Origin of the sequence: Streptomyces sp. NBC_00207, from assembly GCF_045160965.1 — a bacterium.
Lineage (GTDB): Bacteria > Actinomycetota > Actinomycetes > Streptomycetales > Streptomycetaceae > Streptomyces.
The window spans coordinates 3,375,156-3,396,820 of record NZ_CP130715.1 but is presented as its reverse complement, the minus strand read 5'-3'; the positions used below and the strand labels follow the sequence as shown (position 1 = coordinate 3,396,820).

Below are 21,665 nucleotides of genomic sequence, written 5' to 3'. Positions count from 1 at the left end.
AGTGCTCACCGCTCACTGGACTCCCTCCCTGGCCGTTGCCTGCGATTATGCAGACCCGCCGGGGCCCTCCCAACCGGCCCGAGAGGCCATAACCGGACACACCGCTCAGTATGGAGATGTTGATCTGGCCTGAGGAGGTATCGATGGCTCAGGATGTGACCGCGGATGCCGTGGACCCCGGTTCCGGCCCGCACAAGTCCGGCCCCGCCACCGAACACGCCTCCCGCGAGGTCCTCGTCTCCATCGGCGCCCTGCTGCTGGGCCTGCTGATCGCCGCACTCGACCAGACCATCGTCTCCACCGCCCTGCCGACCATCGTCAGCGATCTCGGCGGCATGGCGCACCTGGCCTGGGTCGTCACCGCCTACATGCTCGCCTCCACCGCGGCCACCCCCCTCTGGGGCAAACTCGGCGACCAGTACGGACGCAAGAAGCTCTTCCAGTACGCCATCGTCATCTTCCTGATCGGGTCGGCACTGTGCGGGCTCGCCCAGGACATGCCCCAGCTCATCGGCTTCCGCGCCCTCCAGGGCCTGGGCGGCGGCGGACTGATCGTGCTGTCGATGGCGATCGTCGGCGACATCGTCCCGCCCCGGGAACGCGGCAAGTACCAGGGCCTCTTCGGCGCTGTCTTCGGCGCGACCAGCGTGCTGGGCCCGCTGCTGGGCGGTCTCTTCGTCGACCACCTGTCCTGGCGCTGGGTCTTCTACATCAACCTCCCCATCGGTCTCGTCGCGCTCGTCGTCATCGCCGCGGCCCTGCACATCCCGGCACGCCCGTCCAAGCACACCATCGACTACCTCGGCACCTTCCTCATCGCCTGCGTCGCCACCTGCCTCGTCCTCATCGCCTCCCTCGGCGGCACCTGGGGCTGGGGCTCGGCCCGGATCATCGGCCTCGCCGTCCTCGGCGCCGCACTGCTCGCCGCTTTCCTCCTCGTGGAACGCAAGGCCGCAGAACCCGTCCTGCCGCTGGGGCTGTTCCGGATCCGCACCTTCACCCTCTGCTCGGCGATCAGCTTCGTCGTCGGCTTCGCGATGTTCGGCGCGATGGTCTACCTGCCGACCTTCCTCCAGGTCGTCCAGGGCGTCTCACCGACCATGTCGGGCGTCCACATGCTGCCGATGGTGATCGGCATGCTGATCTCCTCCACCGTCTCCGGCCAGATCGTCAGCCGCACCGGCCGCTGGAAGGTCTTCCCGATCGCCGGCACCGGCGTCACCGCCATCGGCCTGCTCCTCCTGCACCAGCTGCACCGCACCAGCTCCACCTGGGAGATGAGCATCTACTTCTTCGTCTTCGGCGCCGGTCTCGGCCTGGTCATGCAGGTACTCGTCCTGGTCGTGCAGAACGCCGTCAGCTACGCCGACCTCGGCGTCGCCACCTCCGGTGCCACCTTCTTCCGCTCCATCGGAGCCTCCTTCGGCGTCGCGATCTTCGGCACGGTCTTCACCAACGGGCTCGACGACAAGCTCGCCGCCTCCCTCGCCGGTGTCCAGCTGCCGGCCGGGGCCAGCGTCGCGCAGCTGGAGGCCGACCCGCGGGCCATCGCCGCGCTCCCGGCCGATCTCCGTCCCCGTGTGCTCGACGCCTACGCCACCGCCATCACGGACGTCTTCCTCTACGCCGTGCCGATCGTCCTGGTCGCCTTCGTGATCGCCTGGTTCCTGAAGGAGGACAAGCTCCGCACCTCCGTCACCGCACCCGACGTGACCGAGACCCTGGCCTCCAACCCGGTCCACCGCTCCTCCCGCGACGAGGTCGCCCGCGCACTGTCGGTCCTCGGCACCCGCGAGGGCCGCCGCCACGTCTACGAGAAGATCACCGAGAAGGCGGGCTACGACCTGCTGCCCGCCGCCAGCTGGCTGCTGCTGCGGATCAACAAGTACGGCGCCAGCGAGCCGGCCCTCCTCGCCGAGCGCGCCAGCGTGCCGCTGAAGGTCGTCACGGACGCCGCCCGCCAGGTCGAGGAGCGCGGCCTCGCCACCCGGGACGGGCTGGCGCTGGTCCTGACCGACCGGGGACGCGAGACCGCCGCGCGGCTCGCAGAAGCCCGGCAGGAGTCCCTCGCCGAACTGCTCGGCGACTGGTGGGGCCCGGACCGCCCGACCGACCTGGTCAAGCTGGTCCAGGAGATCAACGCGGAGCTGTGCGGATCCGACGCGGAGGAGCCCTACGACGCGGCGCCGCGACGGGACCACGCCGCGCACTAGCGGGTGCCGGGCGGCCCGGGCGGGGTCCCCGGGGCGGGGTCAAGCCAGGCGCTTCTCGAACCAGTGCTGTGCATACGGGCCCGAGCTGTACGCGGGTATCTCGCGGTACCCGTGGCGCGCGTACAACGCGCGGGCTTCGACGAGATCCGTCCGGGTGTCCAGCCGGACCCGCTCGGCGCCCAGCCCGCGGCCCTGCGCCTCCAGGGCCTCGAGCAGCGCCGCCCCGCCGCCGGTACCGCGGGCGCGCCGGTCGACGTACACCTTGGTGAGCTCGGCGGTGACCGGGTCGAGCAGGCGCAGGCCGCCGCACGCCAGCGGCTCGCCGCCGCGCCGCCCCACGACGAACGCGCCCGTCGGCGGGACCAGGTCGTCGTCCGGGAAGTCCAGCAGTCCCTGGTCGATCTCGGCCTGCGTGACCTGACGTTTCCAGTACCGGCCGGCGACCTCGGCGTAATAGGCGCGGCGCAGGAGGGTGGCGTCGCGGGAGGTGACCGGTTCGGGGGCCACCGTCCATGACGCGGTGGCCGGGCGGTGGTCGTCGACGTGCTCGCCGAGCTGGTTGCTGTACGTGTTCATGGGGTCATTGTGGAGTTCGCGGCGGATCTGCCGCGTGGAATATCCACAACGCCGGGCCGATGATAGGAAAAAGGACAAATCCCGCGTACCCGGAGGGTGTGAAACGCCATGTCAGAGCATCCCGACTGTGCCCTGGTCCGCCGCGGCTACGAGGCCTTCGGCAAGGGCGACCTGGAGACGCTGAGCACGCTGCTGACGGCCGATGTCATCCACCACGTGCCCGGCAGCCACCCCATGTCCGGGCACCACAAGGGGCGGGAGAACGTCCTCGACTTCTACCGCCGGCTCGGTGAGGAGACGAAGGGCACCTTCCAGGTCCACCTGGAGTCGGTCCTGGCGGACGGGCGGGGTCACGTGATGAGTTTCCACACGGCGCGCGGTGACCGAGGCGACCGCGGCATCGAGATCCGCGAAGGGCTCTTCTTCACGATCGTCGGCCACAAGATCACCGACATCGACCAGTGCACCGCGGACATCGACGAGGAAGACGCCTTCTGGGGCTGACGCACCCGAAGACGCCTTCCGGAGCCGGCGCACCCGGCGAGCCCTCGACCGGGGCGGGGCGCGGGGCCGGGGCCCCGCGCCCCAGCCGCGTCAGGCCTTCTTCGGCGCGGCCTGCTGCACGACCTCGAACGACCACACCGTCGACGCCGAAGCCGCCGGCTTCGGCCGCTCGCCGCCGCCCTCGCCGCCCGCACCGCCCGCGCCGCCGCCCTGGTGAGCGGCCTTCATCGGCCCCTCCATCCACGCCTGGAAGTCCTCCTCCGAACGCCAGCGCGTGTAGACGAGGTACTGGTCGGTGCCCTCCACCGGACGCAGCAGCTCGAACCATTCGAACCCGTCCGAACCCTCCACCGCCCCGGCCCGAGAGGCGAAGCGCCGCTCCAGAACTTCCCGCTGTTCGGCGGGGACCGTCAGTGCGTTGATCTTCACGATGCTCATGGGAGCCATCCTAGGGATCCCGCGGGAGATATCGTCGTGCGGGTAATGGAGCGCGGCAGCCAGGCGAAGTCAGGGTTGCGGTCAACAGGGCGGGAGGCCGGCGAGGCGTGGCTAACGCGGCAGAGCACAGCGGTGCGAACGGACATGCCGGGGTCATAGGCGATAACGGCAGGCTCGGGGCGGCACGCCTCCTGCTGTGGGCGCTCGCGGGCGCCCTCGCCGTCAGACAGGCGGCCGCGGTACTGCGGGTGCCACCCGGCGAGTGGCTGAGCGGCCTGCACCTTCCCGCCGCCCTCCCCGGCTCGCTCTACGACTCCGGCCAGTTCGCCGGCACCCCCTTCGCAGGGCTGGTCCTGAAGCCGCTCGTCGGCCTCGCCGCCCCGTCCCTGGAGGTGGCCTGGACCTGCGTGACGCTGCTGTTCGTCGCCGCCATCGGGCTCGTCGCCGCGCGCGGCCTGCCCGATCCCGTACCGCGGCGCACCGCGCTGCTCGCCGCGCCCGTGCTGACGGCCCTGATGATGGTCTCGCTGCCCGTCCGCGAGGCCGCCTCACCGGGCCAGACCGCCGTCCTGCCCGTGCTGCTGGTGCTGCTGGCCGTCTTCCGCGTGCCCGGCGACCGGCCCGCGGGCTTCCTCGTCGGCCTCGCGGCCGCGCTCCAGCCGGCCCTGCTGCTGTTCGCCCCGCTGCTGTGGCTGACCGGGCGCCGCCCCGCCGCACGGACCGCCGCCGTGACCTTCGCCGGAGCCACCGCGCTGTCCTGGGCGGCCATGCCGCGCGACTCGTGGACGTACTGGGCCCAGCACCTGGCCGGCACCGGACTCGGCGGGGCCCCCGACAGCCTCTCCAACCAGTCCCTGCACGGCGCGCTGCTGCGCCTGGGCCTCAGCGGCCCCGCCGAGATCCTGCTCTACGCCGCCCTCGCGGGCGCCGTCGTCTGGTTCGGCCTGCGCCGCGCGGTCCGCTACGCCCGCGACGGCCAGGTGCTGCTCGCCGTCGCCGTCACCGGCTGCGTGGCCGTCGCCGTGGCCCCGGCCGGCTGGCGCCACCAGCTGCTGTGGGTGCTGCTCGCCGTCGCAGGCAAGGTGGGCAAGCACGCCGCCGACCGGCGCGTGTGGCCGGTGGCCGTGGTCCTCGCGCTGACCCTGCCGAGCTCCGTGCTGCTGCCGAACCTGGCCGCGCTGGCCCCCGTACGCGACAACGTACTGCTGCTCGCCGCGCTGGCCGCGGCCTGCGCGGTGCCGTTCCTGCCGCGCTCGTCGCCGTACTGGCGCGAGCCCGTACCGACCGCCTACGGACGGCCCGCCGCCGCCCGCTGGCAGCGGGTGCCGCTGCTGCCGTTCTGGCGGCGCGTGCTGTCCCGCCCGAACCTGCTGCTGGAACTGCTGCTGATACGGGTCGGATACTCGCTCTACTCGCACATCCGGGCCGCCGCGCCCACCAGCCGCACCCTCGCCGAGGGCAACGGCAGCCAGATCCACGGCATCGAGAAGGCCCTGGGCATCGACATCGAGCACGCCGTGAACCACGCGGTCGTGAACACGCCCTGGCTGGAGGCGTTCTTCAACTTCTACTACACGTCCTTCCACTTCGTGGTCCCGCTGACGATCCTGGGCGTGCTGTACTGGCGGCGCCCCGGCGACTACCGCTGGGCCCGCGCCTCCCTGGGCCTGGCCACCGTCCTCGCGCTCGTCGGCTTCTGGCTGTACCCGCTCGCCCCGCCGCGCCTGATGCCCGGCCTCGACTTCATCGACACCGTGCACGGGCCGCAGGACCTGGCCAACCCCTCGTACGGGGCCATGACCGCGATCTCCAACCAGTACGCGGCGATGCCCTCGCTGCACTTCGGCTGGTCGCTGTGGTGCGGGATCGTGATCGTCGTGCTGGCGCCGAAGGGCTGGCAGAAGCTGCTCGGGGCGCTGCACCCGCTGATCACCGTGTGCGCGATCGTCGCCACCGCCAACCACTGGGTGCTCGACGCGGCCGGCGGCGCGGTCGTCGTGACCGCCGGCTTCGGGCTCGTGTACGTGCTGTCCGGGCCGCGGCGGCTGCAGGTGAGCCTTCCGGGGCAGCGCCGGAGCGACGAGGAGCAGCCGGTACGGGCTGGGGCGCGCAGTTCCTAGGCGGTCCTTGCAGGCAGATCCCGTCGGCACCCTCAGGGTGCCGGCGGGATGTTCTGGTTGAGGCGGAAGAGGTTGCCGGGGTCGTAGCGTCGCTTCAGTTCGCGCAGGCGCCGGTACTTCTCCGCCCCGTACGCCTGCTCCACGCGCTCCTCGCCCTCCTCCATCAGGAAGTTCGGGTAGACCCCGGTCTGGTGGGGGGCGAGCGCCGACCACAGGCCGCGCGCCCACGTCCGCTCGGCCTCGAAGCCTTCGGCGCCCTCCGTCGTCCCGTTGATGTTGAAGGTGTGCCCGGCGCCGCGCCCACCGAAGGCCGTCTCGTCCTCCCCGACGCGGGCGATGGCCCCGCCGAGCTGGAAGATCGGGAAGGCGGTGAGCGGCGAGACGATCCGGGCCGCGTGCTCGGCCGTACGGTCGATGACCTCGTCGGTGAGCCGGTCGACGTCGCAGGACTTGAAGTAGTACCAGCGGCCGTGCGGGAAGGACGGGTCGAACATCGCCTGGTGCTCGGTGAACGGCTTGGGCGCGCACAGGTCCAGCACGGGCGGCGACCCGGACTCGCGCAGCGGCCGCAGTACCTCCTGCCCCTCCTCGACGGGCCCCGCGTAGCAGCAGACCACCATCACCACCGGCTGCCCCTGCAGCTCGGCCGGCACGTAGTCGACGGCGGGCGCCTTGCGGTGGACGATCGCCGTGGTCAGCTCGTCCGGCACGTCGGTGATCCACTCGCGGTAGAAGCGCATCAGCCGCGCCGACTCGGCCATCGGCCACACGACGGGCCCGGCCAGCACCACCGGCCCCAGCGGATTGAGGCGGAACTCGAACTCCGTGACGATGCCGAAGTTCCCGCCGCCGCCGCGCACGCCCCAGAAGAGATCCGGGTTCTCGTCCGCGCTCGCCTTCAGGAACGTTCCGTCGGCGGTCACCAGGTCCACGGAGAGCAGCTGGTCGATGGTCAGCCCGTACTTGCGCATCAGCCAGCCGATGCCGCCGCCGAGGGTGAGCCCCGCCAGGCCGGTGTGCGTGACGATCCCGGCCGGGACGGCCAGCCCGAACGCCTGCGTCTCCCGGTCCAGCTCGCCCAGCAGCACCCCCGCCTGCGCACGGACCGTACGGGCCTGCGGGTCCACCCGGATCCCGCGCATCGGCGAGAGGTCGATGACGATGCCGTCGTCGCACACCGACTGCCCGGGGAAGCTGTGGCCGCCGGAGCGGACGGCGAGCGGGAGGCCGGAGCCGGCCGCGAAGCGCACCGCGTCGATGACGTCGGCGGCGCCCGTGCACTGGGCGATGAGGGCGGGGGAGCGGTCGACGGAGCCGTTCCACACCCGCCGGGCCTCGTCGTACGAGGGGTCTCCGGGGCGCACGAGCCGCCCCCGGAAGGACTGGCTGAGCAGGGCCATGTCCTCAGTCTGGCACTGGGGGACCGACCCCGCCTGGGCGTTGGCCACTGGGGCTCGGCGGGGGTGTTCGGGCCGAAGGGGCGCCGGGGCACGTGTGGCCCCGGCGCCCCTTCGGCTGGATCGCCGCTGTCTGTCAGGATCGCCCGGTTCGGGCCTGGCCGCCACTCGGATGGGCGTGGGTCCGTGCCGCCTGTGCCTCGGCCGGGCTCAAAGATCGGGGCTCCGCCCCGGACCCCGCGCCTCAAACGCCGGCGAGGCTGGATTGGGGGCGCTGCCCCCGAGCCCCCGCGCCTCAAACGCCGGCGGGGCTGGATTGGCCGGCGAGGCTGGAGTCGGTGCTGGGGCTGGATTGGTCGGTGAGGAGGGGAAGGGGAGGTGGGCCAGGGGGCGGCAGGGGCCGGGGCGTGGGTGGAGGGGGCCCCTGCCGTCCTGGGGCCGGGTCAGCCGTGGGTGACCCGGAGTTCCTTGATGCCGTTGAGCCAGGCCGCGCGCAGGCGGCGCGGGTCCTCGCCCGTCAGGCGGAGGTCCGGCAGGGCGTCGGCCAGTGCGTTGAAGATCAGGTCGATCTCCATCACCGCGAGGGACTTGCCGAGGCAGAAGTGCGGGCCGCCGCCGCCGAAGCCCAGGTGGGGGTTCGGGTCGCGGGTGATGTCGAAGGCGTCCGGGTTCTCGAAGACCTCGGGGTCGTGGTTGGCGGAGGAGTAGAACATCCCCACCCGGTCGCCCGCCTTGATCTTCTGGCCGCCGAGTTCGGTGTCCTGGGTGGCGGTGCGCTGGAAGGACACCACCGGGGTGGCCCAGCGCACGATCTCCTCCGCGGCGGTGGACGGCCGGGTCGCCTTGTAGAGCTCCCACTGGTCGGGGTGGGTCAGGAAGGCGTGCATGCCGTGGCTGATGGCGTTGCGGGTGGTCTCGTTGCCCGCGACCGCGAGGAGGAGGACGAAGAAGCCGAACTCGTCCGAGCCGAGGTTGCCCTGGCCCTCCGCCGCGACGAGCTGGGTGACGATGTCCTTGGCCGGGCACTCCTTGCGCTGGGCGGAGAGGTTCATCGCGTAGCCGATGAGCTCCATGGCCGCGTTCGCGCCGACCTCCTCGGTGATCGCGTACTCCGGGTCGTCGTAGGCGATCATCTTGTTCGACCAGTCGAAGATCTTGGCGCGGTCCTTCTGCGGTACGCCGATCAGTTCGGCGATGGCCTGCAGCGGGAGCTCGCACGCCACCTGCGTGACGAAGTCGAAGCTGCCGTCGGCGGAAACGGCCAGGGCCTCCTCGACGATCTTCCGGGCGCGGTCCCGCAGCGCGTCCTCCAGCCCGCGGATGGCCCGCGGGGTGAAGCCGCGCTGCACGATCTGGCGTACGCGGGTGTGTTCCGGCGGATCCATGTTCAGCATGATCAGTCGCTGGGCATCTATCGCATCGCGCTGGATGTGCTCGTTGAACCGGATGATCGCCGTGTTGGTGGTGGAAGAGAAGAGCTCCGGGTGCGTGGAGACGTACTTGACGTCCGCGTGCCGGGTCACGACCCAGTAGCCCTCGTCGTCGAAGCCGGTGACGCCCCGCCGCTGCGGGCACCACCACACGGGTGAGGTCTGCCGCAGCTGCGCGAACTCCGGCAGGGGGACCCGGCTTTGGAGCAGGTCGGGGTCGGTGGCGTCGAAGCCTTCGGGCAGCGCGGGACAGGTCATCGGGGCAACTCCAAAGTCTGACGGCCCATCAGAAGTTGGCTTGAAGGTAGTAACGAGTTCTAGAAGTGACAAGGGTCGCGGCGCCAACTGTTGCGTGTGGAATCCGTGCAGGGCGCGTGCAAGACCCTTGCGTGGTGGGGCCCCAGGTCATAAGACTGCGGGGAGAACTAGAACGCGTACTAGTTCGGGCGGGGCGCCGGGACGGCCCGCCGCGCTGGCGCTGTGCAGGAGAGGACGAGCTCATGGCCGCGGAACCCGTCATCGTCGAAGCCGTACGCACCCCCATCGGCAAGCGCGGGGGCGCGCTCGCCAACCTCCATCCCGCCTACCTGCTGGGCGAGACCTACCGCGAGCTGCTGGCCCGTACCGGAATCCAGCCCGACTGCGTCGAGCAGATCGTCGGCGGCACCGTCACCCACGCCGGCGAGCAGTCGATGAACCCCGCCCGCAACGCCTGGCTCGCCATGGGACTGCCGTACGAGACCGCCGCGACGACGGTCGACTGTCAGTGCGGCAGCTCGCAGCAGGCCAACCACATGGTCGCCAACATGATCTCCGGCGGTGTCATGGACATCGGCATCGCCTGCGGAGTCGAGGCCATGAGCCGGGTGCCGCTGGGCTCGGGCTCCAAGCACGGCCCGGGCAAGCCCTTCCCGGACGAGTGGAACGTCGACCTCCCGAACCAGTTCGAGGCCGCCGAGCGGATCGCCCGCCACCGGGGCCTCGGCCGCGAGGACGTCGACCGTCTCGGCGTGCTCTCCCAGGAGCGGGCCGGCATCGCCTGGGCCGAGGAGCGGTTCAAGCGCGAGACCTTCGCCGTGCAGGTGCCGACGACCGAGGAGGAACAGGCCGCCGGGCAGGGCATGTGGCGCCTGGTCGACCGGGACGAGGGCCTGCGGGACACCAGCATGGAGGCGCTGGCCCGGCTCAAGCCGGTCATGCCCACCGCCGTGCACACCGCCGGGAACTCCTCGCAGATATCCGACGGGGCCGCCGCCGTGATGTGGGCCTCCCGCAAGATGGCCCGCGCGCTCAAGCTCAAGCCGCGCGCCCGGATCGTCGCCCAGACGCTCGTCGGCGCCGACCCCCACTACCACCTGGACGGGCCGATCGACGCGACCCGGGCCGTGCTCGGCAAGGCCGGGATGTCCCTCAAGGACATCGACCTCGTCGAGATCAACGAGGCCTTCGCCTCCGTCGTCCTCAGCTGGGCCCAGGTCTTCGACCAGAACCTGGAGAAGGTCAACGTCAACGGCGGGGCCATCGCCCTCGGCCACCCCGTCGGCGCCACCGGCGCCCGGCTGATCACCACGGCGCTGCACGAGCTGGAGCGCCGCGACAAGGAGTTCGCGCTGATCACCATGTGCGCGGGGGGCGCGCTGGCGACCGGGACGATCATCCAGCGCCTGTGAGCCTTCCGCGCAGGCGCCTCTGAACCCCGTGGGATGGGATGCAGAAGGCCCCGGCGGCCGGACCTGGGGAGGCCGGCCACCGGGGCCTTCGTATGTCTGTGACTGCTGGTGCCACTGTCACTGCTGCTGTCACTGCTGTGTACCGGCGGCTTAGTACCAGTGGTTGGCGGACCAGAAGTTCCAGGCGCCGACGGGGCTGCCGTAGCGCTCGTTCATGTAGTCCAGGCCCCACTTGATCTGGGTGGCCGGGTTGGTCTTCCAGTCCGCGCCCGCGGAGGCCATCTTCGACGCCGGCAGGGCCTGGGCCAGGCCGTAGGCGCCGGAGGAGGCGTTGGTCGCGGTGTAGTCCCAGCCACTCTCATGCGAAATGATCTTGTCGAAGGCGGCGAACTGGGCCGGGTCCTTGATCATCTGCTGGGCGATCGCCTTGGCGCTCGTCGGGGCAGCCTGCGCGGGAACCGCGGCAAGCATGGAACCGGCGACGCCCAGGGCGAGGACGGAACCCGCGAGGGCCTTCTTGGAAGCGGCGATGCGGCGGATGACGGTGTTGGACACGGAGGAAACCTTCCGACGGGGACAAGGGCGGTCGCACGCATGCCGAAGACACGCGTGAGCCACTCACGCAAAGGAGAGGGGTTCGTCGGCGGCGGGTGAAGTACCTGAGTACCTCTGCCGCCTTGCGACTCATCCAGTTCTACAGACGCCCCGACGGCCTGGCAAAGGTCGTTCCTACTAGCGCTCCTCGCAGCAAGGGGCCGGCCGCGGGCGCCGCACCCCGGCGGTGGACCGGGCAGGGGGTCTACTAGCCGCCCTCGTATGTGACCTGGGCCCTATGGGGCGGGTCACCGGGGGAGGGCCCGAATGTCACCCTCCGCTGCCGTTCGTACCCTTTTCGAGGGCGGGTTCAGGCTCCGCTCCGGTCCCTGGAGCGAAGGAGACGGGCGCGTCGAAGGCGGCTTTGCGCGTCGCCCGCCGCAGCGCCTTCAGCAGCGTGGCCCCCAGCGTGAGCGTCAGTACGACGGTCAGCGCCGCCCGGCCCAGGTCCCAGCCCACCGAGGTCGCCAGGCAGTACGCGACGAAGCGCGCCAGGTTCGCGGCGACCGGCTCCCCCGGATGGAAGGAGATGCCCTGCCCCATGCCCTGCAGGATCACCCACCCCTGCAGATTCATGACCGTGCCGTACGCGAACGAGCCCAGGAAGCCGTACGCCGCCAGCATCAGCAGCTCCGCCCGGCCGCGCAGCCGCTCCGGACCAGGCAGCAGCCCGGCCCCCAGCGAGAACCAGCCCATGGCCAGCATCTGGAACGGCATCCACGGCCCGACCCCGCCCGTCAGCAGGGCGGAGGCGAACATCGTCACCGAGCCCAGGACGAAACCGAAGCCGGGACCGAGAACGCGGCCGCTGAGCACCATCAGGAAGAACATGGGCTCCAGCCCGGCCGTGCCCGCGCCCAGCGGTCTCAGCGCCGCCCCGACCGCGGCGAGCACACCGAGCATCGCCACCGCCTTGGCGTCCATGCCGTTGTCGGCGATCGTCGCCACGACCACGGCCACCAGGAGGGGCAGGAGCGCGGCGAAGAGCCAGGGGGCGTCCTGGGAGTGGGCGAGACCCGACTGCCGGTCGGCGAGGAGCGGCCAGCCGAAGGCCGCGATGCCGATGAGGGTGACGAGGACCAGGGCGGCGGCGGCCCGGGGGCCGATCCGGACGGGACGGGCGGAACGGGCCGGGTGAGTGGAACGGACTGGGCGGGTCACCGGGCCTCCGCCGCATCGAGGGCCGCGGCGACCTGGGCCACCGTGAGCCAGTGGCCCGGGGCCAGGATCTTCGCCACCTGCGGCGCGAAGGCGGGCGAGGAGACGACGACCTCGGCAGTCGGACCGTCCGCGACGACCTCCCCGCCGGCCAGGATCACCACGCGGTGCGCCAGCTCGGCGGCGAGCTCAACGTCGTGGGTGGCCAGGACGATGGCGTGGCCGTCGGCGGCCAGGCCGCGGAGGATCTCGATCAGGCGGACCTTGGCGGCGTAGTCCAGGCCGCGGGTGGGCTCGTCGAGGAGCAGCAGGGCCGGGCGGCCCGTGAGGACCAGCGCCAGGGCCAGGGCCAGGCGCTGGCCCTCCGAGAGATCCCGGGGGTGGATGTCGTCGGGGACGTCCGGAAGCAGCGCCGACACCAGATCCCGGCACGTGCCGGGGGCCGCGCCGGCGTCGGAGTCGGCGGCGGCGCACTCGGCGGCGACGGTGTCGGCGTAGAGCAGGTCGCGGGGCTCCTGCGGGACGAGGCCGACGCGGCGCACCATTTCGGGCGGCGGCGTGCGGTGGGGGGTGCGGCCGCCGACGGTCACCTCGCCGGTGGTGGGGGCGAGCGTGCCGACGAGGGTGGCGAGGAGGGTGGACTTGCCGGCGCCGTTGCGGCCCATGAGGGCGATGGTCTCGCCCGGTCGCACCGACAGGTCGATGTTGCGGAGCACGTCCGTGCGGTTGCGGCGGACGCCTAGGCCGCGGGTGTGGGCCGGGGCCCCTGCCGGGGCGTCCGCCGGGGCCGGTGTGCCGCGGCGCAGCAGCCGCGCGATGAGCCCGGCCGCGCCGCCGCTGCCGGGGCTCCGCCCCAGACCCCGCGCCTCAAACGCCGGCGGGGCTGAAAGATCGGAGCCCTGGGAGACGGTGGGATTGGGGAGGGCTGCGACGGAGTCGGACAGGCGGGCCAGGAGGGGAGTGGAGCGGCGGCGGGCGTCGCGGACCGAGAGGGGGAGCGGGGACCAGCCCGCGAGGCGGCCCAGGGAGACCACCGGGGGGTGGACCGGGGAGACGGCCATGATCTCCGCCGGGGGCCCCAGGACGGGCGCCGCCCCGGGGGACGGCAGGAGCAGCACCTGGTCGGCGTACTGGACCACCCGCTCCAGCCGGTGCTCCGCCATCAGGACGGTCGTGCCGAGGTCGTGGACCAGGCGCTGGAGGACCGCCAGAACCTCCTCCGCCGCCGCCGGGTCCAGCGCGGACGTCGGCTCGTCCAGCACCAGGACCTGAGGGTGCGGGGTGAGGACCGAGCCGATCGCGACCCGCTGCTGCTGGCCGCCGGAGAGCGTGGCGATGGGCCGGTCGCGGAGTTCGTTCAGGCCGAGGAGGTCCAGGGTCTCCTCCACCCGGCGGCGCATCACCGCAGGTGGCAGGCCCAGGGACTCCATGCCGTACGCGAGCTCGTCCTCCACTACGTCCGTCACGAAGTGCGCGAGCGGATCCTGGCCGACCGTGCCCACCACGTCCGCGAGCTCGCGCGGCTTGTGCGTGCGCGTGTCACGGCCCGCGACGGTGACCCGGCCCCGCAGCGTGCCCCCGGTGAAATGGGGGACCAGCCCGGACACGGCCCCGAGCAGAGTGGACTTGCCGACCCCCGAGGGGCCGACCAGGAGGGTCAGCTCGCCTTCCGGGATCACCAGGTCGACGCCCTGGAGGGAGGGCCCGGCAGCGCCGTCGTAGGTGACCGACACCTGCTCGAAGCGGATCACAGCGACGCCTCCTTGGGCGGTACGGGTGCCACGAACGCGGGCAGCAGGCCGATCAGGATCGCCGCCGCCGGCCACAGCGGCAGCGTGGGCGCCACCAGCGGGACCACGCCCGGGTGCAGCGCGGCGGGGTCGACGGTGCCCGCGCGGATGAGGAGCACGGCGACGGCCGCGCCCGACCCGGCCACCAGCCAGGCGCGCGGACCCCAGCGGTCGGGCCGGTAGCGGGTCCGCACCGACCGGCGCCCGCCGAGGCGCAGGCCCGCGAGGGCCAGGACGGCGCCGATGCCGAGCACGGGGAGCCCGTACGCGGCGCCCTGCGCGGCCAGCAGCCCGTACGTGCCCGCGCACATGCCGAGGAGGCCGCCGAGGGTGAGGACGTTGGTGGTGTGCCGGACGGCCGGCGGGACCTTCGCCGTGCGGCCGTAGCCGCGCGCGTCCATCGACGCGGCGATGGCGACGGAACGCTCCAGGGCGCCCTCCAGGACCGGCAGGCCGATCTGGAGGACGGCCTTCACCCCGCCGGTGGGGCGGCCGCGCAGCCGGCGGGCGGTCCGCAGCCGGACGACGTCGGCGACCATGTTCGGCGCGAAGGTCATGGCGACGACGACGGCGACCCCGGCCTCGTACAGGGCGGCCGGCAGGGACTTCAGCAGCCGCGCCGGGTTCGCGAGGGCGTTCGCGGCGCCCACGCAGACGAGGAGGGCGGCCAGCTTCGCGCCGTCGTAGAAGGCGAAGACCAGCTGCTCGGCGGTGACCTTCCCGCCGAACCGGATGCCCTGCGCCCAGGCGGGCAGCGGGATCTCCGGGAGCGTGAAGAGGGTGTGCGCACCGGGGACGGGGGAGCCGAGGAGCATGGAGAAGACCAGGCGCAGGCCGATGACGAAGAGGCCGAGCTTGAGGAAGGCCCCGTAGGAACGCGCCCAGGGCGCGTCCGTGCGGCGGGCCGCCACCACGTACCCGGCGACGCCGACGATCAGCCCGAGGAGCAGGGGGTTGGTGGTGCGGGAGGCGGCGGTGGCGAGTCCGAGGGCCCAGAGCCACCAGGCCCCGGCGTGCAGGGCGGTGGCCCGGCCGGCGAGCGGGGCCCGCCATTTCTCGTACGTCGACCGGTGCGGCGGGTCCTGCGCCGCGGGGAGGCTCCGGCGGGCCGGGGCCACGTCGTCGCGTGCGGCTCCGGTGGGGGTGCGCCCGGCCCCCGGCCGGCCCGCGTACCCGCCCGCACCACCGGTGCGGCCCGCACTCCGGCCGCGGGCGGCCCCGGCGGGTGCCCGAGCGCCATCGGCGGCCACCGCGCCGCCGCCCGGTGCCGCGCCGCCGCCCGGTGCCGGGCCGGAGCCCGGAGACGGGGCGGGAAGCCACAGGGCAGCGGACGCGACTGCGCCCGCCGACCCTGCTGTGGCCGTGCCCGGCTCCGCCGTGCCCGCCGGGTCCGTGCGCGGCCCGGTCGGCTGGGTCGGGTCGGCCCGGTGCGGCTCGCCGGCCTCGGGCAGCCCCGCCTGGTCCGGGCCGGGTGGCGTCGGGTTCGTCATCGGGTACGGCGGCGGGACTGCCAGATGCCGGCTGCGGCCAGCGCGGCCACGGCGGCGATGCCCGCCAGGAGGCCGGCCGACGGGCCGCCGCCGTCCGGGGCCGGGGCGGCGGGCGCGGCCGACGCGCTTGCCGCCGGGGTGTCCGCCATGGGTTCGCCGCAGCCCTGCTTCGGGTAGCCCGAGATCGCGCACAGCAGCGCCGCGCTGTTGTAGCGCAGCGGCTTCGCGACCGAGGCCAGCGCCTCGGCCGCCGTGGCGTCCGGGGGCACCTGCGCGCAGGCCGTGCGCGGGGCGTCCTGCGGCGGGGCCTCGCCCGCCGGGGCGTCCGCCGGGACCCCGAAGTCGATGACGAGCGCGACCCGCTTGCGGCCCTCCGCCGGTGCGGTGGCCCCGCAGACGGCCTCGAAGTCGGCCGCGGCGCGCGGCCGGGCCGCCTCGGCCGCCGCGTCCTTGCTCACCGAGAAGCGGAAACCCTGGACGGAGCCGTCCGCCGGGCGGGCCATCGAGGGGCCCTGCGTGGCGTACGACCACTGGCCGCCGCCCGAGCCGTCCCAGAACGACCAGTAGCGGTAGCCCGCCGCCATCGCGGGGGCGGCGGCCAGTGCGGCCAGGACGATCCCGAGGGCGAGGACCAGGGCCACGGCGGGGCGGCGGCGCATCAGAGCTGGTTCTTCTTCCGGCGGCCGCTCAGCAGGATGCCGATGCCGACGCCGGCCGCGCCGCCCGCGCCGATGATCCACCAGAGGTTCTGGCCGCCGGACGACTCGTCCTTCCCGTTGTCCACGGCCGTCGCGTCCGTGTCCGCGCCCTGCGGGGCCGGGCCGGTCGCGTTCAGTGCGGCGACGAGGTCGGTGCCGCCGAAGGACTTCGGGTCGGTGCCCGTGGCGTGCGCGGCGAGGATCAGGGTGCCGAGGGCGGCCGGCTTGCCCTTGGACCACTCGGCGGAGTTGGCCTTCAGCCACTCCAGCGCGCCCGCCGCCGACTGCTTGTGCCCGGCCGCGGCCAGGGCGATCACCGCGTCGACGGTGTTGCCGGTGTCCGGGGTCGGCTGGTCGGAGCCCGGGGTCACGGCCGTCAGGTGGCCGTCCTTCTTGAGGGCCTCGGCCAGGTAGCCCGCCGCGCCCTGGGCCGCTGCCGCCGGGTCCGCGGTGCCCGCCGCCGGGCAGGTCAGCGCGGTGGCGGGGGTGTCCGTACCGGAGGGGACGACGGCCGAGCCCTTGCCGAGGCCGGCGAGCGCGGCCGCGGCCGTGGCGTCGCCGTTCGCGAGCAGCTTGCCGCCGACCGGCTGGAACGCGAAGGCGCCCCGGTCGGCGGCCGGCTCGGCGGCGCAGCCCAGCTGGAAGGAGAGCAGCGCCTCGTAGGGGGTCTTGCCCGCCTTCGACTTGGTCTCGGCCGGCTTCTCGCCGGCCGCGGTCAGGGCGCTGATCACGAGGGCGGTCGAGTTGGCGTCGGTGCCGGTGTCCATGGCGCCGCCGGGGTTGGAGCCCCAGCCGCCGTCCTCGTTCTGCACGGACTTCAGCCAGGCGACTGCCTTCTTGACGCTCTCACCGTGGCCGCCGAGCGCGGTCAGCGCCTGCACGGCGGCGGCCGTCGCGTTGGAGTCGATGTACGCCGTCGCGTCGCAGTCCTTGGTGGTGTCCGCGCGGAAGGCGGGGAAGGAGCCGTTCGCGCACTGCTGGCCGACCAGCCAGTCCACGGCCTGCGCGGCGGGCTTGACGCCCACGGTGTCCTGGGCGAGCAGCGCGAAGGACTGCCGCCACACGCCGTCGTACATGGGGTCCTCCTTGCCGTAGAGCCCGGAGGGGATGACCGGGGGTGCGGAGGGGGAGGCGGGCGGCGCGGTGTCGGCGAGGGCTGCGGGGGCGACACCCACGCAGAGCACGGCGGAGGCGGCGAGCGCGGCTGCGCTGCGACGGACGTTCATGGGGAGGGTGCCTCTCCTGCTGGGGAACCGGAGGCGGGCACGCACTGGCACCGGGCTCCGGCTCCGTTTACCTCGACGGTGCCGGCCGCCGGCGGATCCGGCGGCGCGAGCCGCGCACTTCCCGTACGGGGCATTCCGGCTCCCCGCCCGGTCGGTGTCGAGGCCGGGGCGGGTCACGGTTGCGGGTCAGCGCCGGATTCGCACCGGCTTCCCCCCGTACGGAAGTGTGGACGACGGCTTCACTCTACCGGCCCGTAGCCTGCCGACTCCGGGGCGCCGGGGGCTCCCGCCCCTTACCGGCCGGGCACCGGCCCCTTACCGGCCGGCCCTGGCCCCTTGGACGGTCCGGGCCCGGGTCCCGTACCGCCGCGTCGCGGCCCTCACACGGCCCGGTAGGTCACCGGGTCGGTGCCCGGGACGGCCTCCGCGCGGCCCTGCTTGACCAGGCGCCGCAGGTGGGCTTCCGCTTCCGAGACGGCGATGTTGCGGGAGCCGTACGGGATCTGCTCCCAGGGCCGGTTCCACTCCATGCGCTCCGCCAGCCCCCACGGGGTCAGCGGTTCGGCCAGCAGCGCCCACAGCCCGGACAGCCGTTCCTCGTGGTGGTCCAGCAGTTCCCGTACGCGGGCGGGTGCGTCGGTGAAGGCGTGCTGGTGCGCCGGGAGCACCTCGGCGGGCGCGAGCCGGCCGATGCGTTCGAGGGAGTCGAGGTAGTCGCCGAGGGGGTCGGTGACGCGGGTGTCCTCCGGGGCCTCGTACAGGCCGATGTGCGGGGAGATCCCGGGCAGCAGGTGGTCCCCGGAGAAGAGGCGGCCGTTGCCGGGCAGGTTGGCCGGATGGGCCTCCTCCAGGTGCAGGCAGACGTGGCCGGGGGTGTGGCCGGGGGTCCAGATCGCGCGCAGCCGACGCCCGGCGAGGGGCAGCAGTTCGACGGGGACGATCTCCCGGTCGGGCACGGCGGCGCGCAGCCCGGGCAGGGTCCGCATGCGGCCGCTCGCCCGGGCGGCGCGCAGGGGTGCGATGTGCTCCTCGGGGGCTCCCGCTGCGGCGAGCTTCGCGCTCATGTAGTCGAACCAGACGCCGGGCTCGGAGGCGCGGGTGCGCACGACGACCTCGGTGTCGGCGGCGTGCATGGCGATCCAGGCGCCGGACGCCTCACGGACCTGGCCGGAGAGCCCGTGGTGGTCGGGGTGGTGGTGGGTGATGACCACGCCGTGGACGTCGGCGACGGCGATGCCGAGCGCGCCGAGGCCGGCGACGAGGGTGTCCCAGGACGCGGGGTCGTCCCAGCCGGTGTCGACGAGGACCGGGCCGCGGTCGGTGTCGAGGACGTGGACGAGGGTGTGCCCGAGGGGGTTGTCGGGGATGGGCACCTTGATCGCCCACACGCCTCCGCCGTGATCGGTGACCTGTGACGTGTCCTCCGGCATGAGCCCTCCGCCCGTTGCCGCCCTCTGACGAGAACGTGTTTCAGTAGTAGCCCAAGTCGACCACCTCCGGGCCTTTCTGACTAGTCGTTGGATCTTCTCCGCTGTTCCGTCCTGGCCGTGGACTCCTCGAACTAGAACTGGTATCAGTTCTGGAACGCCAAGCCGCAGGAGGCCTCAGCCATGACCGAGCTCGTGGAACACGGACAACTGTTCATCGGCGGGGAGTGGACGGATCCGCTGGGCACCGACACGATCCGGATCGTCTCCCCCCACACCGAGCAGGTCATCGGCTCCGTCCCGCACGCCTCGAAGAGGGACGTGGACCGCGCCGTCGCCGCCGCGCGCAAGGCGTTCGACGAGGGGCCCTGGCCGCGGATGACGCTCGACGAGCGCATCGCCGTCGTCACCCGGATCAAGGACGCCATCGCCGTCCGGCACGAGGAGATAGCCCGCTCGATCAGCTCCCAGAACGGGTCCCCGTACTCCTGGAGCGTCCTCGCCCAGGCGCTGGGCCCGATGATGGTCTACGACGCCGCGATCACCGTCGCGCGCGCCTACCCGTACGAGGAGCACCGCCAGGGCGTGCTCGGCCCGATCCTGGTGCGCCGGGAGCCGGTGGGCGTGGTCGCCGCCGTCATCCCCTGGAACGTCCCGCAGTTCGTGGCGGCGGCCAAACTGGCCCCCGCCCTGCTGACCGGCTCGACGGTGATCCTCAAGCCGTCCCCCGAAGCGCCGCTGGACTCCTACATCCTGGCCGACATCGCGCGGGAGGCCGGACTCCCCGAGGGCGTGCTGTCGATCCTGCCCGCCGACCGCGAGGTCAGCGAGTACCTGGTCGGCCACCCCGGCATCGACAAGGTCGCCTTCACCGGCTCGGTCGCCGCGGGCAAGCGCGTGATGGAGGTCGCCGCGCGCAACCTCACCCGCGTCACCCTCGAACTCGGCGGCAAGTCCGCCGCGGTGATCCTCCCCGACGCGGACCTCGACACGGCCGTCGCCGGGATCGTGCCCGCGGCCTGGATGAACAACGGCCAGGCGTGCGTGGCCCAGACCCGGATCCTCGCCCCGCGCAGCCGGTACGAGGAGGTGGCCGAGGCCCTCGCGGCGGCGGCCGGCGCGCTGGTCGTGGGCGACCCCCTCGACCCGGCGACGCAGCTCGGCCCGCTCGTGGCCCAGCGGCAGCAGCAGCGCTCCCTGGACTACATCCGGATCGGCCAGGAGGAGGGCGCGAAGGTCCTGTCGGGCGGCGGCCGTCCCGCGGGCCTGGACCGCGGCTGGTACGTGGAGCCCACCCTCTTCGGCGACGTGGACAACTCCATGCGGATCGCGCGCGAGGAGATCTTCGGCCCGGTCGTCTGCCTGATCCCGTACGGGGACGAGGAGGAGGCGGTACGGGTGGCCAACGACTCGGACTTCGGCCTGAGCGGCAGCGTCTGGACCGGCGACGTCGAGCACGGCATCGACTTCGGGCGGCGGATCCGCACCGGAACCTTCAACGTCAACACGTTCAGCCTGGACATGCTCGGCCCGTTCGGCGGCTACAAGAACAGCGGCGTGGGCCGGGAGTTCGGCCCGGAGGGGCTGAGCGAGTACCTGGAGCACAAGATGATCCACCTCCCGGCAGGCTATGAGGCGGGTGCCTGATGGGTGACCGCTGGCAGGTCGAGGTGGACCGGGGGGTCTGCATCGGCTCGGGCATGTGCGTGAACCACGCCCCGGACGGCTTCGTCCTGGACTCGGCGCGCCAGTCCCACCCCCGCACCGCACAGTCGGACGCGAACGAACCGATCCTCACGGCGGCGGAGGGCTGCCCGGTGGAAGCCATCATGATCACCCTGGCTGCCACGGGCGAACCCGTCTTCCCGCCCGAGGAGTAGGAGGAGCAGAGGGTGCCGCGTCGTCGAAGTGGCGCTGCCGGGCGCCACTTCGACGACGCGGCACCCGTGCCGGAGCCGGTGCTTCCGGCCCCGATTGACATCACCCGGGGGCCGTCGTTGACTGGAAACGAGCGCCAGTAAGGCAATCGATCAGAAAGGTCGCGGCCATGAAATGCCGCCGTCCGAATCTGGTTGCCCGGCCGCTCCTCGTGGCCTTTGCCCTGTCACAAGTCCTCGCAGTCGCGGGACTGGCCGCCCAGCCTTCGGCGGCGGTCGTCCGGAGCCCGTTCTGCCTCGACAAGGACGACCCCTACTGGAACGGTTGTCGGCAGGGAGCCAACGAGGGTTGGGGCGTGGGCGCCGCATGCAGACCGAAGCCCGTCCAGTCCTACGGCGACCCCTGGAACCGCTTCCGCCACGGATACGTGGACGGCTTCAACTCCGCCTACGACGCCGGGCTCAAGGACGCCGGATGCCCGCCCATCGGGGGGCCGATCCCGGCGGACCCCGACATCCCGCCACCCCCGCCGCCACCGGCTCAACCCGACCCGCAGGACGAGGCCAAGCGAGCCGAGTCCGAGGCCAAGTGCTCCGCCAGGGTTCCCGCGACGGCGACGCCGGAAGAGCGGAACCGGACGATGTCGGCCTGCATGAGGGAGTCCGGCTACGCCTGGACCCCTCCCAAGGCGCCGGACCCGGCGGACGAGGCCAAGCGGGCCGAGTTCGAGGCGAAGTGCTCCGCCAGGGTTCCCGCGACGGCGACGCCGGAAGAGCGGAACCGGACGATGTCGGCCTGCATGAGGGAATCCGGCTACAGCTGGACCCCTCCCGCGGTCGACACGACTCCGCCGGCCGAGCAGAACCCCCCGGTCGACCAGCCCTCCCAGGGAGTCGACCCGCAGGGTGAGGCCAAGCGGGCCGAGATCGAGGCCAAGTGCTCCGCCAGGGTTCCCGCGACGGCGACGCCGGAAGAGCGGAACCGGACGATGTCCGCCTGCCTGCGGGAATCCGGCATCAGCCCCTGAAGCTGCGGGAATCCGGCATCAGCCCCTGA

At 73.0% G+C, this 21,665-nt stretch carries 18 protein-coding genes and 1 riboswitch; of the genes, 7 read left to right on the top strand and 11 right to left on the bottom strand.

The window, feature by feature from the left end; all coding sequences use genetic code 11:
• Positions 1-143 precede the first annotated feature (143 nt).
• Positions 144-2,213: a DHA2 family efflux MFS transporter permease subunit gene (locus tag OG472_RS16320; protein ID WP_405941664.1), complete on the top strand. Its 2,070-nt coding sequence runs from the start codon at positions 144-146 to the stop codon at positions 2,211-2,213.
• A 39-nt stretch (positions 2,214-2,252) separates the two neighbouring features.
• Here OG472_RS16320 and OG472_RS16315 read toward each other — a convergent pair whose 3' ends face one another.
• Positions 2,253-2,789 carry a GNAT family N-acetyltransferase gene (locus OG472_RS16315; protein WP_405941663.1) on the bottom strand — a complete coding sequence of 179 codons (537 nt, stop codon included), beginning with the start codon at positions 2,787-2,789 and terminating at the stop codon, positions 2,253-2,255.
• A gap of 108 nt (positions 2,790-2,897) precedes the next feature.
• On the opposite strand from OG472_RS16315, the gene OG472_RS16310 reads away from it, so the two are divergent.
• The gene (locus tag OG472_RS16310) at positions 2,898-3,293 is read left to right on the top strand and encodes a nuclear transport factor 2 family protein (RefSeq protein ID WP_383576820.1); all 396 of its coding nucleotides are present in this window, start codon (positions 2,898-2,900) and stop codon (positions 3,291-3,293) included.
• Positions 3,294-3,383: 90 nt separating this feature from the next.
• On the opposite strand, the gene OG472_RS16305 is transcribed toward OG472_RS16310, so the two are convergent.
• Positions 3,384-3,731 (bottom strand): antibiotic biosynthesis monooxygenase family protein, encoded by a 348-nt coding sequence (locus tag OG472_RS16305; protein ID WP_405941662.1) that lies wholly within the window; start codon positions 3,729-3,731, stop codon positions 3,384-3,386.
• Positions 3,732-3,838: 107 nt separating this feature from the next.
• On the opposite strand from OG472_RS16305, the gene OG472_RS16300 reads away from it, so the two are divergent.
• Positions 3,839-5,851: a bifunctional glycosyltransferase 87/phosphatase PAP2 family protein gene (locus OG472_RS16300; RefSeq protein WP_405941661.1), complete on the top strand. Its 2,013-nt coding sequence runs from the start codon at positions 3,839-3,841 to the stop codon at positions 5,849-5,851.
• A gap of 32 nt (positions 5,852-5,883) precedes the next feature.
• On the opposite strand, the gene OG472_RS16295 is transcribed toward OG472_RS16300, so the two are convergent.
• A complete protein-coding gene (locus OG472_RS16295) occupies positions 5,884-7,251 on the bottom strand; it encodes an FAD-binding oxidoreductase (protein ID WP_401601713.1) in 1,368 nt (455 codons plus the stop codon).
• A gap of 440 nt (positions 7,252-7,691) precedes the next feature.
• Positions 7,692-8,936: a cytochrome P450 gene (locus tag OG472_RS16290; RefSeq protein ID WP_401601710.1), complete on the bottom strand. Its 1,245-nt coding sequence runs from the start codon at positions 8,934-8,936 to the stop codon at positions 7,692-7,694.
• A gap of 242 nt (positions 8,937-9,178) precedes the next feature.
• Between OG472_RS16290 and OG472_RS16285 the strand changes: the two genes are divergently transcribed.
• Positions 9,179-10,348, top strand: a complete 1,170-nt coding sequence (locus tag OG472_RS16285) for a steroid 3-ketoacyl-CoA thiolase (protein ID WP_401601708.1) — start codon at positions 9,179-9,181, stop codon at positions 10,346-10,348.
• A gap of 150 nt (positions 10,349-10,498) precedes the next feature.
• Here the strand turns inward: OG472_RS16285 and OG472_RS16280 are convergent, their stop codons facing one another.
• The 7 genes from OG472_RS16280 to OG472_RS16250 form a co-directional block, all read right to left on the bottom strand.
• Positions 10,499-10,903: a transglycosylase SLT domain-containing protein gene (locus OG472_RS16280; RefSeq protein WP_383576833.1), complete on the bottom strand. Its 405-nt coding sequence runs from the start codon at positions 10,901-10,903 to the stop codon at positions 10,499-10,501.
• A 309-nt stretch (positions 10,904-11,212) separates the two neighbouring features.
• Positions 11,213-12,103, bottom strand: a complete 891-nt coding sequence (locus OG472_RS16275) for an ECF transporter S component (protein WP_405941660.1) — start codon at positions 12,101-12,103, stop codon at positions 11,213-11,215.
• Positions 12,100-13,851, bottom strand: a complete 1,752-nt coding sequence (locus OG472_RS16270; protein WP_405941659.1) for an ABC transporter ATP-binding protein — start codon at positions 13,849-13,851, stop codon at positions 12,100-12,102. The genes OG472_RS16275 and OG472_RS16270 overlap by 4 nt, the downstream gene beginning before the upstream one ends.
• Positions 13,848-15,008, bottom strand: coding sequence for an energy-coupling factor transporter transmembrane component T (locus tag OG472_RS16265; protein WP_405943185.1), 1,161 nt, complete (start codon positions 15,006-15,008; stop codon positions 13,848-13,850). Before OG472_RS16265 ends, OG472_RS16270 begins: the two co-directional genes overlap by 4 nt.
• Before the next feature lie 368 nt (positions 15,009-15,376).
• Positions 15,377-16,039, bottom strand: coding sequence for an SCO2322 family protein (locus OG472_RS16260; protein WP_405829958.1), 663 nt, complete (start codon positions 16,037-16,039; stop codon positions 15,377-15,379).
• Entirely contained in the window at positions 16,039-17,304 is a 1,266-nt protein-coding gene (locus OG472_RS16255; protein ID WP_405941658.1) for a prenyltransferase/squalene oxidase repeat-containing protein, read from the bottom strand. Before OG472_RS16255 ends, OG472_RS16260 begins: the two co-directional genes overlap by 1 nt.
• 128 nt (positions 17,305-17,432) lie before the next feature.
• Positions 17,433-17,518: riboswitch (cobalamin riboswitch) on the bottom strand.
• A gap of 166 nt (positions 17,519-17,684) precedes the next feature.
• Positions 17,685-18,734 (bottom strand): MBL fold metallo-hydrolase, encoded by a 1,050-nt coding sequence (locus OG472_RS16250; RefSeq protein ID WP_405829956.1) that lies wholly within the window; start codon positions 18,732-18,734, stop codon positions 17,685-17,687.
• 180 nt (positions 18,735-18,914) lie between these two features.
• Between OG472_RS16250 and OG472_RS16245 the strand changes: the two genes are divergently transcribed.
• From OG472_RS16245 to OG472_RS16235, 3 genes are all read left to right on the top strand, one after another.
• Positions 18,915-20,378, top strand: a complete 1,464-nt coding sequence (locus OG472_RS16245; protein ID WP_401601692.1) for an aldehyde dehydrogenase — start codon at positions 18,915-18,917, stop codon at positions 20,376-20,378.
• Positions 20,378-20,611, top strand: a complete 234-nt coding sequence (locus tag OG472_RS16240; RefSeq protein ID WP_383577913.1) for a ferredoxin — start codon at positions 20,378-20,380, stop codon at positions 20,609-20,611. Before OG472_RS16245 ends, OG472_RS16240 begins: the two co-directional genes overlap by 1 nt.
• 167 nt (positions 20,612-20,778) lie before the next feature.
• Positions 20,779-21,636 (top strand): hypothetical protein, encoded by an 858-nt coding sequence (locus tag OG472_RS16235; RefSeq protein WP_405941657.1) that lies wholly within the window; start codon positions 20,779-20,781, stop codon positions 21,634-21,636.
• Positions 21,637-21,665 lie beyond the last annotated feature (29 nt).